Raw genomic sequence first — 16,049 nt, forward strand, 5'->3', positions numbered from 1 at the left:
AAAGGAACAGGACCATGAAAAAGATCAAGAGAATCGTCACCGCGGCTCTGGCTGTCGCCATGCTGGCCGGCTGCGGCGGCCAGCCCGCCTCCACTTCCGGCGCGTCCGGCGCCCAGAACGTGCAGACCGACGGCGACCGCACCTACATCAACGGCACGCTGGACGTCACCGGCATGCCCGACGTGGAGCTGGAGAACAAGAAGGTCACCATCTACTGCTGGGGCGAGTATGTGCCCGAGTACGAGAACGACTGGGAGGGCTTCCGCTTTGAGGACTACTACGGCGGCGAGGTGGAAGTGATCGTCTCCAACGGCGATTACTACGAGAACCTCTACAAGCTGGTGGCGGCCGGCGAGATCCCCGACATCGTGGTGGGCGAGGCCACCAGCTTCCCCAGCATGATCATGCGCGATCTGGTGCAGCCCTGGGACGAGTACCTGGACTACGACGATCCCGTCTGGGATGAGACCGGCGCCCGCGACTCCATCGAGGAGATGCGCTGGAACGGCAGCATCTACAACATGACCGCCCGCAGCCACAACCTGGGCGTGATGTTCTACAACAAGCGCATCGTGGAGTCCACGGGCCTTGAGGACCCCGCCGAGCTGCAGGCCCGCGGCGAGTGGACCTGGGACACCTTCCGCCAGTATCTGGAGGAGACTACCCTGGACACCAACGGTGACGGCGTGACCGATATCTACGGCATCGTGAACACCGGCGACTTCCCCATCGCTCTGTTCTGCTCCACTGGTGAGACCCACATCGAGTACACCGACGGCCAGTTCATCAACAACCTCAAGAGCCCCAAGGTGCAGGACGCCGCCAACTTCCTCTATGACATCGGCAACAACGGCGACAAGCTGATGCTGCTGGGCGACCCTGTGGCCGACTTCCTGGCCGGCAAGGCTGCCTTCGTCTACACCAACGACTACCGCGGCTACATCGACTATGCTGACCTGTGGGAGACCGACGGCCTGGGCGTTGTGCCCATGCCCACCTACCCCAACGGCGACGGCACCCAGTACCAGGCTGCCCTGAACGACAACCTCTGGTTGATGAAGGGCGCCAAGAACCCCGAGGGCGCTGCGCTGATGGTTCTGTGCGAGCGGTATGACTCCCTGCTGAACATGGACCCCGAGGCCGGTTCTGCCCGTCAGACCCAGATCAACAGCTGGCTGGACCACGGCTTCACCGAGGAGGCCGCCGAGGCCGTTGTGGACCTGCAGGAGCTGCCGGTGAAGGTGATCTGGAGCCGCAGCATCACCATGCCGGAGGGCAACCTGGAATACCGTGCCATGGATGAGCCCTGGACCACCCTGGCCGAGTCCATGGAGGGCGCGGTGGATCAGGCCATTGCCAACGCCACCACCCCCATCACCGGCTGACCCCGGCACAGTTCGTGAACCAACCGCGGCGCGGCATGGAACAAACCTCCATGCCGCGCCGCCTTTTTGCCCGGGCCCCGCGCCCGAAGGAGAAATGACCCATGGAACTGGAACGATACCGCATCGAGACCAGGCCCCTGTGCCCGCCTGCCTCGGAAGTGAAAGGGGAGCGCTGGCGCGTCAGTGTGCTCACCAGCCGCCTGCTGCGCCTGGAATACTCCGAGACCGGCGCCTTTGAGGACCGCCCCACCCAGATGGCCCTGTTCCGGGATTTTCCGCCGGTGGAATACCGGGCGGTGCGCCGGGGCGAAGGGCTGGAGCTCTTCACCGAACACCTGCATCTGCGCTATGACGGCGGCCCCTTTACTCCCGGCGGGCTGACCATCTCGATGGCGGGGGCGGGCGGCGCCCGCCCGGCCTGGCGCTACGGCATGGAACTGCACCCCATCGGCGGCACCGCCCGCACGCTGGACGGCGCGGACGGCGACATCCCTTTGCAGGACAGCCTCTTTTCCTGGGAGGGCTGCGCCGTGCTGGACGACAGCCGCGCCATGGCCCTGACACCGGACGGCTGGGTCGCGCCCCACACTCCGGGGCAGGACCTCTATTTCTTCGGCTATGACCGGGACTTTGAAGCAGGCGTGGCGGATTTTTACCGCCTCTGCGGGCCGCAGCCGCTGCTGCCCCGCTATGCGCTGGGCGGCTGGTGGAGCCGTTTTTACCGCTACACCCAGGAGGAATACCTGGCGCTGATGGAGCGCTTCGCCGCCGAGGACCTGCCCTTCACCGTGGCCGTGGTGGACATGGACTGGCATCTGGTGGACATCGACCCGGCTCTCGGAACCGGCTGGACGGGCTACACCTGGAACCGGCAGCTTTTCCCGGACCCGGAGGGCTTTGCACGGCGGCTCCATGAGATGGGCATGAAAATGACCCTGAACGTCCACCCGGCGGACGGCGTCCGTGCCCACGAGGAGTGTTATCCCGCCGCCGCCAAGGCGCTGGGGCGTGACCCGGAGAAAGGCGAACCCATCGACTTTGACGCCGCCGACCCGGCCTTTCTGCGGGTGTACTTTGACGAGGTGCACCGCCCGCTGGAAAAGATGGGCAACGACTTCTGGTGGATCGACTGGCAGCAGGGCAGCGAAAGCGCGGTGCCGGGGCTGGACCCGCTGTGGGTGCTGAACCACTATCATTTTCTCGACAGCGGCCTGTTTGGCCGCCGTCCCCTCACCCTGACCCGTTACGCCGGGCCGGGCAGCCACCGCTATCCCATCGGTTTTTCCGGCGACACCTACATCACCTGGGCCAGCCTGCGCTTTCAACCCTACTTCACCTCCAGTGCCTCCAACATCGGCTTCGGCTGGTGGAGCCACGACATCGGCGGTCACATGGGCGGCAGAAGGGACGACGAACTGGCCGCCCGCTGGGTGCAGTTCGGAGTGTTCTCGCCGGTGTTCCGGCTGCACTGTATGTCCAACCGGTTCAGCGGCAAGGAGCCCTGGAACTTCGGCCGGGACGCCCGCGCTGCCATGGAAAAGTACATCCGGCTGCGCCACGCCCTGCTGCCTTACCTTTACTCCATGAACCACGACGCCCATTTTCTGGGCCGGCCCCTCATTCGCCCGGTCTATTGGCTGGAGCCCCAGAACGGCGAACTCTATGCGCCCCAGCTGCGCAATGAATACGCCTTTGGCAGCCAGCTTCTGGTTTGCCCCGTCACCGATCCGGCGGACCCGATGGCCCGTCTTGCCAAAACCAAGGGCTGGCTGCCCGCTGGACTGTGGTTTGATTTCTTCACCGGCCTTGCCTATGAGGGCGGCCGCATGCTGGACTTCTACCGCCCGCTGGAGGACATCCCCGTGCTGGCGAAGGCGGGAGCCATCCTGCCGCTGCAAACGCCCGCCCGGCCTCTCAACAGCACCGCCAATCCAGCGTCCCTCACGGTGCACATTTTCCCCGGCGGGGAAGGGGCATTCACCCTCTGGGAGGACGACGGAGATGCTGCCGGCGCGCCGGATCACTGGGCGGCCACCGAGCTGACCCTGGAGCAAGGGGAAGGGGAGAGCCGATTTTCCATCGCCCCCGCCCGGGGCAACATTGCCGCCCTGCCTCCCCGCCGCCGCTGGACGCTGCTTTTCCGCAGTGTGGAGGACACGCCGGTGTCCATCCGCGGCGCGTCTGGCCGCGCCGCCTACCGGACCGATGAACAGACGCTGGCCGTGGAACTGGACGAAGCGCCGGTGACACAGGCCATCGAGCTGGTCTTCCCGCAGGGCCTGCGCCCGGCGGCCCCGTCGCTGGCAAAGCTGGCTCAACAACTTCTGATGAATGCCCAGACCGACTACATCGAAAAAGACCGGCTGCTGGGCCTCATCGAGCGCAAGGGCCGCGGCGCCGCTGCCGAGGTGCTCTCCAACGCCGAAAACGAAACGCTGCGGGGCGCGCTGCTGGAGCTTCTGCTGGCGCAGACGGAGGGCTGAAATCGGTTCGCAGAACCGTCGAGGTCAATAATTGAGAAGTTTGCGGTAAAAAAGTGGATAGCGAAACTCCGTGGCGAAATGTATAATTTATTTCAGTGGAAGTCCAACAATCTGTGAAATCTGTTGAGGAGAGGCCTATGAAACCAGTAACGCTCATCAAACGAAGCGTCTGCATTGCCCTGGCGGCATTTTTGCTGTGCACGGGCACGGTGCCCTATACCCCGGCGGTCTATGCCCAGGAGGGAACGGCACAGGCAGGCGACGATCTCCAGGAGCAGGAACTGCCCCTGCTGCCGCAAGACAGCGAGAGCGGCGAAGCAGTCCTGCCTGCCGACGATGGGCAGGTGCAGGATGAAACAACAGTCGAAAAAGAGGAAGAAGAACCCGCCGCTGCACCGGCAGAGCAGGAGGCCCTTTCTGAGAACCCGTCTGCCGCGCAGGTGGTGACTGGCAACGTGAACACCACGTCCGGCGCTGTGGTCACCGAGGCTCCCGGCGTGAACCTTGTGAACAATCCCGGCTTTGAGGCGGCCAACACGCTGGACGCCTGGGGCCAGAATCTGGTGTCGGAGCAGACTCAGCCGGAGTTTGCCCACAGCGGCGCCAAGAGCCTTGTGGTGGCTGCGGGCCAGACCCAGGTCGCCTATGCGTTCAGCGGCCTGAATGCCTCTTATGACCGAAGCGCCGCTGTTACGGCGGGCATGTGGGTCAACCTGACCGACCCCGCCGACGCGGAAAAGGTCACCATCGTGCTGGAGCGCAAGACCGCCGACAACACCGGCGCTTACAATCTGACCGCAAAGCCTGCGGCCCAGACCGGCTGGCAGAAGGTGGAACTCACCGGCGCAGCCATGGACGTGGATTGCACCGAGCAGGTCATCAAATTCGAAGTCCAGAGCGGAAATTTGGGCGAAATCTACTTTGACGACGCCTACGTCTGCACTGAAAACCAGGAGAGCATCCAGTGGCTGCGCAACGCCGGGTTTGAGGAAGGGCAGAACGCCTGGAGCGCGAACCTCACTGTGGACGGCGGTCGCAGCGGCAAAGCGTTCTCTCTGCCCGACGGCACGGATCTGTATCAGGCCTCCGGCTGGTGGGGCGTTTCCGCGCCTGCCTATAACGGCAGCGATGCCATGCAGTTCTCTGTGTGGGCCAAGAGCGAGGCCGCCGGCGCGAAGCTGACCCTGCGCGCCGAGCTGAAAGAGGGCAAAGGCGACATCAGCCAGGAGATTGCCCTCACCACCGATTGGAAACAGTATGTGCTGGACGTGCCCGCCGCCGAAGGCGTCACCGAGGCGCTGTTCCATCTCACCGCCACGGGCGGCACCGTGCTGGTGGACGATGCGTCCTTCACCCTGCCACAGGCTCCGGTGGAGCCCGAACCTCCCGAGGGAGAATCCAAGGAACCCGGCGTGGTGGTCACCGGGGCTCCCGGTCTGAACCTTGTGAACAACCCCGGCTTCGAGGTGGCCAAAACGCTGGACACCTGGGGCCAGAATCTGGTGTCGGAGCAGACCCAGCCGGACCTCACCCACAGCGGCGCCAAATGTGCCGTGGTGAACCCGGGCCAGCCCCAGACTGCCTACGCGTTCAGCAGCGTGACTGCCAGCTATGACCGCGAAGGAGCTGTTACGGCGGGTATGTGGGTCAACCTGGCCGACCCCGCCGACGCGGAAAAGGTCACCATCGTGCTGGAGCGCAAGACCGGCGACGGCGACACCGGCGCTTACAACCTGACCGCGAAGCCTGCGGCCCGGACCGGCTGGCAGAAGGTGGAACTCACCGGCGCGGCCATGGACGTGGCCTGCACCGAGCAGGTCATCAAATTCGAAGTCCAGAGCGGCAACGCGGGCGCAGTTTACTTCGATGACGCCTACGTCTGCACCGAAAACGAAGAGAGCATCCAGTGGCTGCGCAATCCGAGCTTTGAAGGCAGCGGCAGCTGGAGTACCGAGAACTTTGTGCAGAACGATGCGGGCCGAACCGGCAAAGCCCTTGAATTAGGGGACGGCAAAACCGTCTATCAGGCGTCCGGCTGGTGGGGTGTTTCCGCGCCTGCCTATAACGGCAGCGAAGCCATGCAGTTCTCTGTGTGGGCCAAGAGCGAGATCGCCGGCGCGAAGCTGACCCTGCGCGCTGAACTGAAAGAGGGCAAAGGCGACATCAGCCAGGAGTTTGCCCTCACCACCGATTGGAAACAGTATGTGCTGGACGTGCCCGCCGCCGAAGGCGTCACCGAGGCGTTGTTCCATCTCACCGCCGCGGGCGGCACCGTTCTGGTGGACGATGCGGCCTTCACCCTGCCGCAGACCCCGGTGGAGCCGCCCTATGAGCCCATCCCCAGCGGCAAGGACAAGACCGCCGGCGCGGTGGCTGTGGCGGCAGAGGACGGCAACGTCCTGCAGAACCCCGGCTTTGAAAGCGGGGCAGACAGCTGGGGCATCACCCCTGCCGAGGGCGCGGCTGTCAACAGCACCGATACCACCCGCACCTACATGGGCGCCGGCTCCGTGATCGTGAGCGGCGAAGCCCATCTGTGGAATAACCTGCCGGGCACCGTGGACGGCGGCGCCGAGGCTGCGGTGAATGCCTGGGTGTATCTGGAAAAAGCCGAAGACGCTTCCAAGATCCATCTGAAATACAAGCGCGTCGAAGACGGTGTGGAAAAGGTCTATGAGGCGGACGCGTTCACGGGCGCGGAGGGCTGGCAGCAGGTCAGCCTGACCGTCCCGGAGTATCCGGACGCCACCGCCCCGGTCCTTCTGCTGGATGTGGATGGCGGCCTTGCGGGCAAGATCTATCTGGACGATTTCAGCATCGTGGTGAAAGAGGCCGAGCCGGAACCCACGCCCGACCCCATCCCCAGCGACGAGGACAAGACCGAGGGCGCCGTGGTCACCGGCCAGCCGGATGACAATCTGGTGCAGAACCCCGGCTTTGAAGAGAAGAACGATTCCGGTGACCACGGCGTGAACTGGGGCCTGGTGAACGGAGCTTCCATCAACACCGACACCGACTACGCCCACAGCGGCGCATTCTCGGTGGTCTGCGGCGCCCATGAGAACGGCTCCAGCGTGTTCAACGTGCTGCCCGCAACCCAGGATGCCAACGCGGCCACCACCGTCTCCGCCTGGGTCTATCTGGAGTACCCCGAGGACGCGGCCAAGGTGCAGCTGAAACTCAAGCGCATCGACGCTGAGGGCGCCGATGTGGTCATCTACGACGCGCCCGCCTTCACCGGCAAAGCCGGCTGGCAGATGGTCACCCTGGAGGTGCCCGAGCGCACCGAGGCCGACAGTGCCCAGTTGGTGGTCGTTGTGGATGTGGCCGCCGGCGCGAAGGGCCGCGTGTTCCTGGACGATTTCTATGTGAAAAAGGTGGAGAAAGCCCCCACCTATGCCGAGGGCTACCTCACCAACCCGGGCCTTGACCGGGTGAACGAGGCCGGCACCGAGGTGAACAACTGGGGCCTGACGCCCGGCTGGGACACCGTTGCCGACGCGGTCTGCTCCGACGTGGTGCACACTGCCGGCGGTCATTCGGTCCGGATCCCCCAGGCCGACGTCCAGCGGGAGCTCATTCAGAGCTCCGCATGGACCGACCCCATGCTCACCAAGCCCACCGACCCCTCCAAGCCCATGCTGCTCACCGTCTGGGTGAAGTATGAGAACATCACCGGCGACGGCATCTGGCTGCGCTCCGAGCGCAAACAGGGCAGCACCGCCAAAACAGCCCAGTCGAAGCATCTCACCGGCACTTCCAACGGCTGGGAGAAGCTGGAACTGTACATCGCCCCCAACGAGGGCAGCTTTGACGAGTGCATCGTGGGCCTGGCCGTGGCGCCGGGCAGCGGCACCGTCTGGGTGGACGATTTCCGCCTGGAAGAAACGACCTACCGTGAGCCCACCCCCGAAGAGCTGAAGGGCTCCACTGAAACAGCCCAGCGCCTCTACGGCGCGGACGCGCTGCAAACGGGCGCCAACTGGCTCACCAACCCCGGCTTCGAGCAGGGCATGCTGGACTGGGGCTCCATCGGCAGCGCGGTCGTCACCGGTGAAGAGGTGCACGGCGGCTCCAACGCCATGCGCCTGATGGGCGAGGCCCATCTGTGGAACAACGTGGCCACCGATGTGGATAAGGACCTGGGCTTCCGCCTGTCCTTCTGGGTATGCCTCTCTGCGCCTTCTGACGCGCAGTATGTCGAGTTCTATGTGGACCGCAAGGACTCCGGCGACGAGCTCATCCGCCGCTATGCCGCCTATCCTGAGGCGGTGGCCGGCTGGCAGCAGATCGTGATCGACATCCCCGCCGAGGACTATTTCGAGACCGCCGCGCTGGTGGTGGGCATGGACGCCCGCGCCCGCTTGGATCCGGTCTATCTGGACGATTTCTACCTCACCAAGACCGAGCACAACCCCTCGCTGGATAACTACATCGCCAACTGGAGCTATGAGCAGCGGGACGGCGGCCGGGAAAAGTGGGGCACCATCCCCGCCTGGGGCGAAGGCGTGAACGTGGCGTCCGGCCAGGGCCACAGCGGCGACCGCGCCCTGCAGCTGACCCTCAGCCCCGACAAGACCCTCTCGGTGTTCCAGAGCAACAGCTGGGGCGGCGCACAGCAGTATAAGGCCGACGAGAACATGATCCTCTCGGTGTTCCTGCGTACCGAAGGCATCACCGGCGACGGCGTTCTGCTGAAAGCCGAGCGCAAGAACGGCGATGCGCTGGTAGGCGAGCCGCTGCTTAGCGAGCGCGTCACCGGCAGCTGGAACGGCTGGACCCTGCTGGAACTGTACATCCCTGCCACCGACGAGCCGGTGAGCGACATCGTTGTCACCCTGGAGGCGGCGCCCGGCACCGGCGTGCTCTACGCCGACAGCTGGGGCCTGTATCCCACCGATCTGCCTGCGCCTGCGGGAACGGGCACGGCAGGGGAGCAGACCGATGGCGCGCTGCTGAAAAACGGCGGCATGGAGCAGCTCAATCCGGACGGCACCGTGACCCATTGGGATGTCTGGCCCGGCACCCCCGAGGAGGGTCAGCGCAAGAGCTACAGCACCACCGACATCAAGCACAGCGGCGAGCGTGCCGTGTGCATCGAGCTGGTCTACAGCAACCCCCAGGCCATCTATCAATACCGCCTGCCCAATGACAATCCCTTCCCCTTTGACGAGGACTATGTGTTCTCCGCGTGGGTGAAGATGGATGCGGTCTCGGTGGTGGACGGCAACGGCGTTAAGATCGGCGTTAAGCGCAAAGGCGCGGACGGCAAGGAATACAATGTGTATCAGTCCGTGCCCATGGGCACCAGCGACTGGACCAAGGTTGAACTGGAAGTGCCCAAGGAGCCGGGCGTGGAGATCGTGCAGTACGACGTGATCTTCGACATCGGCTGCGGCTCGGGCAAGATCTACTTCGACGACATGGAGCTGACTCCCGCTGAGCTGGAGAGCACCCAGCCCTCCGTCTCCTTCCAGGAGGTGGAGTTCACCCCCGGGCAGGCGCAGCCTGCAGGCGGTGAAGGCGCGGCGCTCCGCCCGCAGAGCGTGGCGCTCCTGGCCGGTTCCGGCGTGGCGCTGTGCTGCGCTGTGGTCATCGGAGCGGCAGCAGTGGTTCGCGCGAAGAAACGCCGCAGCTGAGCAAAAACAAATGAGCCCGGGCCTCCCGTCCGAAATGGGCGGGAGGCCCGGGTTTTGTGTTGCCCGATCGATGAAAAACAGGGGGCAAAGGCGGGATTTTTTGCAGCAAAAAACGGATTAAAAAAACAAGTCAAAAAAATGAAAAAAGATGTTGACAAACCGTACCTGCTTGGATATAATATTATTTGCCGCTGATAACCGGCGGCAATGTCCGGGTGTAGCGCAGTTTGGTAGCGCGCTTGAATGGGGTTCAAGAGGCCGTGAGTTCGACTCTCGCCACTCGGACCAAATCCCTCAGCCGAAAGGCTGGGGGATTTTTCTTTGTTTATGCGGGTTTGCGGACGTACATGTATCATAAAAGGGACTTTTCCGAGGCGTAAAAAATGCCCTGGAAGGGTCCTTTTTTGCGCTGCGTAATGAATGGCGTAATGAATGAGCTCAAAAAAGGATTCTCAAAGGGAGGTGAAATTGCAACAATAATCCATAAAAGAACCCAGAATTAGCTTTTTGATGGTTCGTCAAAACGTAAAAATTTTAGGCTGCCAATGGTTCATTTTGACTGTTTTATACACGACTTATGAGATGTGAAAGACGAAAAAGTGGCGAAATTGAGGAATAACGTTCCAAAAAGCGCTTGGTACTATAATGGACAATGCCCTGATACTGGGGAAACATATTTCCAATGGGGTTTCGTAATGAATTAAATGGCTGATGGACCGAAGCGATCCTCCCCGGTTGTACTGCGCAGACCGGCGTGATAAGATGAAAGAGCAGAAAGAATATGCCCTAGGACAGGGGCGAGATGAAACCATACAAAGTCTATGTCTGCAGATCCGGTGGGGAAATCAATGGATACATTGAGGTGACGGCGCAATGGATAAACTTATCTACAACCGAGACGTTCTGGTGGCAAGAGTAGATCAATTTTATCATGTGAACTGGGTGCGCAAAGAACTCGCGCCATTGTATCTGCAGATGACGGAAAACTTCGTGGGGTGGTTACAAGGCCGGTGCATCGACTCCCACAGGGGAAATTCCCGACTGCTGAAACGTGCATTGGGAATTTCAGAAAAGAGCGATGAAGAAATCGTTCTGGAAGTGAATGCAGCAACGGTGACAGACACCTATTGGGTCAAAGAGGAAAATTCAGCCCTTGCTTGGGAAGAGGTCGATTTCACAAAAGCAGAATTTTCCGGCCTGGCGCTGACCGGAACGTATAACGACTATTGCAGGGCGCAGCGGTCAAAGACAAGGAAAACTCCGGAGCTGACAAACACAGGAAGTTTTGAAAAATGCTGGCGCATGAGGGACGGAGAATGGTGGCTTTACAAAGAGGGAAATCCAAATGAACTGTTTTCAGAACTGTTCGCATACCGGCTGGGAAAAGAGCTGGGATTTGCTATGGCCGAATACAGGTTGGGAACAAGGTATATAAAGCCGGGGACCCGATGCATCTTAAGCCGGGATTTTACGCAAAGACACAGATACAACTTCGAGCCGATCGTTGCCCTGGTGGGGGATTCCCCGGATGATTACCAGCGAACCTATCAGAAGATTTACAAGCTTTCGCCAAAGGCGGCGAGCGACTATGTGTCACTCTTGTTTATGGACGCGCTGCTGTGCAACCCGGACCGCCATGAGTACAATTTTGGTTTCCTCAGTGACCCAATGACGGGTGATATCATAGGACTGGCACCGAATTTTGATAACAATATGGCCCTTATCGCAAGGGGATATCCTCATGCTTCTCGAAGGCGTCCCGATCTTTTGATAAAAGACTTTAACGAGCTTTTGGATTCAGGCGCACAGTGGGATGGATACAGTCGGCAGAAGAAGCTTCCTGTTATACAGGAAACCATGATTCAACGTATAGTAAGGGATACAGGGCTTAAGGTAAAGGGGAAGTTTATTGTCGATTTTATCATGTCATCCTATAAAGCGATAGGGTGGGGCAAATAGTGCGCGACTTCGGCGAATGATAGCGGAATAGAGTAACAACAAAAGGAATTACGATCCAGGGCTGGCACCACACTGCGCGGTGCCAGCTTTTTATGACAATAAGACGGTTTATCCCACCAGTTTGCGCTTTTTCATGATGGCGGAAACCTCTTCTGACGCCCGCAGCCCGTAATCGTAAGTCACGTTGCGGCACTCATCCTGACGCAACTTTTGAATGGTCAACCCCTCGCCGGAAATGCGGGTCACGGTGCCCGGCTCGGTGTCCTCCACCGTCAGTTCGATGGATTCGCCCGGCATCAAAGTCAGCTCGATGCAGCAGGCGGGCACCTCGGTGCCTCGGATAGGTCCGCCCGCATCGTACCGCAGCGGATTTGCTGGATGATAGAACGTGTGGCTCACATGCTTTTCGAGACACATCAGACGCAATTCTGTCGGCGTCAGGCCGGTAGCTTTTTGGGGAGCAAGGGACTTGTAAGCGTGGCCCATCCGCCGGTGAATCTCCGACGAATTCAGCCCGCTGAAGCAATATAACTCGGTACAGGAATGGCGCCGACATGAATGAGCGAAAAGCTGGGAGTACAGCTCAGCATCTTGGGCTTGTTTGTCGAAAAGATAAACGCGATTGGCAGCGATCGCCTGGAAGGCGGAGGACTTACGCAGCAGCGTCGAGATTCGTGCGCGCACCTGCGCTTCCCAGGCGGCTGCTTTGGCGGGACTGTCGTCAAACCCGTTTTCGTCGGCTTGTCCGCACATAAGACGCAGGGAAAGGTCGCCATATTTGGCCTCCATCTCTTGCCGATAGCGCGCAAGAGCTTCCCCAAGTTCCCGGGAAAGGGGTACAGCTCGGTAGGAATCCTTGGTCTTGGGCAGCTCAGTGCGCTTGCCCTCGTCATCCACCTGGCCGCTGATGTCCAGATAATACATCCGGCCCTGGGAGGTGTCCAGCCAGCGCAGGGAATCAAACAAAAGACCGGTGCATTCGCCAATCCGCAGACCAGCGTCAGCCAGAATTTCTGCCTGGCCCTGGATGACCGGGTCGGCACAGATGGCACGGAGAATTGCGTCCGGAATCATGCGAGCATGGTCGGTGCGGTTCAGAAGCAGCATCTGGCGGGAGGGCTTCCCGTTGTACGGGAAAGGCGCCACTGGAATGGACACGCCTTCCGCCTTCAGACAGCGAATCAACTCGTACAACAGGAACAGCCGTGTCCGGGCTGAAGAGGGAGGAATCTCGCCGTATTCCCAAGTGTTGTGTTTGGTAGCATCTCTCGCTGCATTCCGACAGATTTTTTCCTGGAGCTGTTTGTAGGCCGCATCGTCCAGATCGCCAGCGCGCAGCCCGGCCAGCTCATCCACCATGATGTCGTACTGGCTGCTGTATTTTTGTACGGTCGACTTCATCCAGCGGGGGTGGATGTCAAACAACGTCTGTTTGTAATTCCGGGCCAGTTCGGCGAGATTGGCGTCTTCATCGGGAACCGACACGGCAACGCCGCTCAACAGACCGCGCTGCACCATCACCGAGATCAAATAGTTGGCTGCCGCTTCCCGCTTGCTGTAAACGTCCCAGGGGTCTTTGCCGTGTACGATATGATTGACCGGCGCGTCGCTGTCTTTGCCATACAACTGCCGCTTTGTAAGGCACTTGCCGGTCATCGGATCCAGCGGATTGATGCGGCCGCGGCAGGGCATGTCCTTGTGCTTGTCCGCGGCCGGATACGTATAGCACATGCGAAAATCTACGCCCTGATGCGAAAACGCAGCGGGTGGAAAGGATTTTTTTGTCATGATGTGTTCCCTCCTTTTTTGTTCTGAGCCCAGAATGCATTGAGAGCATAGGGGGCACGCAGGGTCAGTGTGACGGAGTGGTCGGTAGTGTTGTCCACCCGCAGATTGTGGCGGGCAGGCACATGGGTATAGCCCGCCAGACATTCTTCGCCGGTAAAGGGCAGAGAAGCCGGAGCAAGGGGAGACCAGCGCCGCAGGCGCTGCCAGCGAGCCACGGCATATCGGTCGCCCAACAGGTCCAGATATGCTTCCTCGTCGGTGTCGGTCCAGGTGTCGCCAAACATGGCGTGCAGCATCACTTCGTCGGCGCCGCACTGTATTGCCAGATAGCGGGCATCCCGCTGCAACAGGGCTATATCCTCTTTTACAGTCTGGCGATAGGCGTGCCCCTTTTTGTCGGTGCGGGTGGTGGTTGCGGTCGGAAGACCCGCCTGCCGCAAAAGCTGCTGCAGGCGCTTGGCGAGCTCCTCCGGCCCGACGATGGCGCCGCCCGGCTTTTCTGACGAAAGGCGCATTTCCTGAATCTGATCATCGGAAAGACCAAGGGCGTGCAACTGTTCCAGTCGGCGCAGCAGCACATCCCCAGCCCAGGGAGTGAGCACGAGCCGACGAAACTTATAAATAGGGAAGTTCTCATTGGTTGCCTGCAGCGTGGAATACCGGTCGTGAAGCTTCCGCACCCGGCGGCTGATCAGGATCGTATAACAGCAGCTCCCGTCCCGTAAGGTCAGCTCCTCGATATCGCCGTAGGTCTGGCCGGCGATGTCCGCCGGGTCCGCACCGGAGTAGAGCAGCGCGACCCAAAACAAGTCATACAGATGCTCCGGCTCAAAAAGCAGGCCGAACAGTGCCGTTCGCTGGGCGTCGTCCAGGTGAGCGACACGGCAGCTTCTGAGGATAGCGTTGTTCGGATCGGCGGGGCCTTCGAGCAGGTCGACCAGCCGCAGACCGGCGGAGCAGCCTCTCCAGCCGCTTCTCTCGATGGCCAGGATGAGCCCGCGATATGCCCGCCGAATGTTCTCGCGGGTGGTTTTGCCGACCGAGAGTTTCCTGCTGATGGACGCCAAGGCTTTTTTCTGACAACCAGCATCCAATGCGTTCAGCTTTACCTCCCCAATCTCGGGCAGGATATAGTTTTCCAAAATGCCAATCAGACGAGTGCGCATCTCGGGGGTGTCTCCGGGAAAAAGCGTCTGCGCCTGATACATCACAAAGTCACGAACCGTCACATCGCCGTACTTCAGGTTGCGCTCGTACAGCGGACGATAGAGCAGCTGCGCCAGAATTTCCAACTCGTGCCAGCGCGTTTTCTTCAAACGCGCCAGCGCGCTATCTTTGGTGGAACTGCTGCAGTGCAGGGAAAACTCCGCGTCGGGATTTTTCTGGGCGCGTGCAGTGAGTTCCTGGATCCATGGCTTCAACAGAGGAGCCAGCCCGGGATACTGATCCTTGCGCCGCATAAGGTCTGCCAGCATTTGTGAATTGGTATAGATTTTTTGGGTAGAGGGGTTTTTCAGCATATACCGGGCGTCATATCTGGATTTAGTCCGCATCATGTTATGATGCACTTTCAAGCGGCCCAAGTATCCGGAAATTGGGAAATCATTGTGCGAATGAGACATGTTTTGGAGTCCTCCTGTTTTCCTTATAGTTTTATTAGTAGTGGAGTAAGTCGAAATCGTCCACCAGTTCATAAAAAGTTTTCATTATAGACGGCTTTTCGGGCAGTAACGCCGGAAAGTGAAAAGCACATGAAAGAAGAATGGTTGGTCGAGTGCATATTGATTTTCACCCAGGGATCCACTATTTAGTGAACCCCTGGGTGAAAACAGGTCTCAAAAATTGGCTTTATTGGCCGTTCAACATACCGAGAACAGGTTCTGTGAAATGCCAGAGCGTTTGCCGATAAGTGGTGCGATTTTGCATTGCATTCTCATCAAGTGTTTTTGTATTTTCCCAATCGGTGTACATGTGCCTCAATGCTTCGAGAGTGATACGCGGCTGTGGCGCTTTGCCAATCGCATTAGCGATATAGTTATAGTGCCGCTCCACTTCGAGTAGGCCCAGCTGTAGCTGTCCATAGGAAACCTCTGTATCAATGGCGTGCGATTTGAGCAGCAGGTCGGATACCTTGCAGTTAACAGTACCTGTGGTATCTGGTTCTGCGGGCAGAAAATATCCGACGCGCCACACACGTTCGGCGCTTTTCCTGAAATTGCGAACCAATGGCCGCATGCGACAGCTGGTAGGCTTTGCACGACCGAGCGTGCATTTATCCCCTTGGGCAAAGGGACAAGAAACGTGCTCCTTTGCTGACTTTAAGAAAACGCCGGTGGCTGCAAAAGACCCATTGCTCAAAGAGGGAACACAGAATTTGTCATACGCAGCAGTCATAGGAATCCCTAAATGCACTGAGATACGATGAATGTCGGCGAGGCTCATCTCGGCTTGCGATTGACACCCACAGCACCGGTCATCTTCAAAAGCCTGCACGATGAGGTCACTGTCTACAGTTGCTGTGACTACAAAATTACTTTTCGTTTCACGATTCATTGCTTTTTCTCCTTTTTACAAAAAGAGCCATCCGGCGTAAAACCGCGGATGCGGCAACACCGAATGGCTCTTTGGTTGTGGAATATTTTACAAAAGAAAAAAGGCCCACCTCGCCTACGAGCAGTTGCGTGACACCAGATGAACCTTCGATTACTTTTATGACTTTAGAATATAACGATTTTTAGCAAAAGTCAAGCGTTTTCTTAATTTTTTTTGATATTTTCTGTTCTTAGCTTATAATG

General features: G+C 59.6%; 8 protein-coding genes and 1 tRNA gene. 6 read left to right on the forward strand and 3 right to left on the reverse strand.

From position 1 onward, the window contains the following. Positions 1–14: 14 nt before the first annotated feature. The 6 genes from ACMNAY_RS05955 (at position 15) to ACMNAY_RS05980 (ending at position 11,466) form a co-directional block, all read left to right on the forward strand. Positions 15–1,385 (forward strand): ABC transporter substrate-binding protein, encoded by a 1,371-nt coding sequence (locus tag ACMNAY_RS05955; protein ID WP_418718769.1) that lies wholly within the window; start codon positions 15–17, stop codon positions 1,383–1,385. Positions 1,386–1,486: 101 nt separating this feature from the next. Further along, positions 1,487–3,868, forward strand: coding sequence for a TIM-barrel domain-containing protein (locus ACMNAY_RS05960; protein WP_418718770.1), 2,382 nt, complete (start codon positions 1,487–1,489; stop codon positions 3,866–3,868). Positions 3,869–4,005: 137 nt separating this feature from the next. Further along, positions 4,006–9,507 (forward strand): carbohydrate binding domain-containing protein, encoded by a 5,502-nt coding sequence (locus ACMNAY_RS05965; RefSeq protein ID WP_418718771.1) that lies wholly within the window; start codon positions 4,006–4,008, stop codon positions 9,505–9,507. A gap of 54 nt (positions 9,508–9,561) precedes the next feature. After that, entirely contained in the window at positions 9,562–9,702 is a 141-nt protein-coding gene (locus ACMNAY_RS05970) for a hypothetical protein (protein ID WP_394968130.1), read from the forward strand. A gap of 16 nt (positions 9,703–9,718) precedes the next feature. Further along, positions 9,719–9,795 (forward strand) — tRNA-Pro (locus ACMNAY_RS05975). A gap of 585 nt (positions 9,796–10,380) precedes the next feature. After that, positions 10,381–11,466, forward strand: a complete 1,086-nt coding sequence (locus tag ACMNAY_RS05980) for a HipA domain-containing protein (RefSeq protein WP_418718772.1) — start codon at positions 10,381–10,383, stop codon at positions 11,464–11,466. Between the two features lie 108 nt (positions 11,467–11,574). Here ACMNAY_RS05980 and ACMNAY_RS05985 read toward each other — a convergent pair whose 3' ends face one another. From ACMNAY_RS05985 to ACMNAY_RS05995, 3 genes are all read right to left on the reverse strand, one after another. Then, positions 11,575–13,254: a hypothetical protein gene (locus ACMNAY_RS05985; RefSeq protein WP_418718773.1), complete on the reverse strand. Its 1,680-nt coding sequence runs from the start codon at positions 13,252–13,254 to the stop codon at positions 11,575–11,577. Further along, complete coding sequence (locus ACMNAY_RS05990) at positions 13,251–14,876, reverse strand: hypothetical protein (protein WP_418718774.1); 1,626 nt, start codon at positions 14,874–14,876, stop codon at positions 13,251–13,253. Before ACMNAY_RS05990 ends, ACMNAY_RS05985 begins: the two co-directional genes overlap by 4 nt. A gap of 226 nt (positions 14,877–15,102) precedes the next feature. Then, positions 15,103–15,807, reverse strand: a complete 705-nt coding sequence (locus ACMNAY_RS05995; RefSeq protein ID WP_418718775.1) for a hypothetical protein — start codon at positions 15,805–15,807, stop codon at positions 15,103–15,105. Positions 15,808–16,049 lie beyond the last annotated feature (242 nt).

Origin of the sequence: Candidatus Allofournierella merdipullorum (assembly GCF_048426865.1) — a bacterium.
Taxonomy (GTDB): domain Bacteria; phylum Bacillota; class Clostridia; order Oscillospirales; family Ruminococcaceae; genus Allofournierella_A; species Allofournierella_A merdipullorum.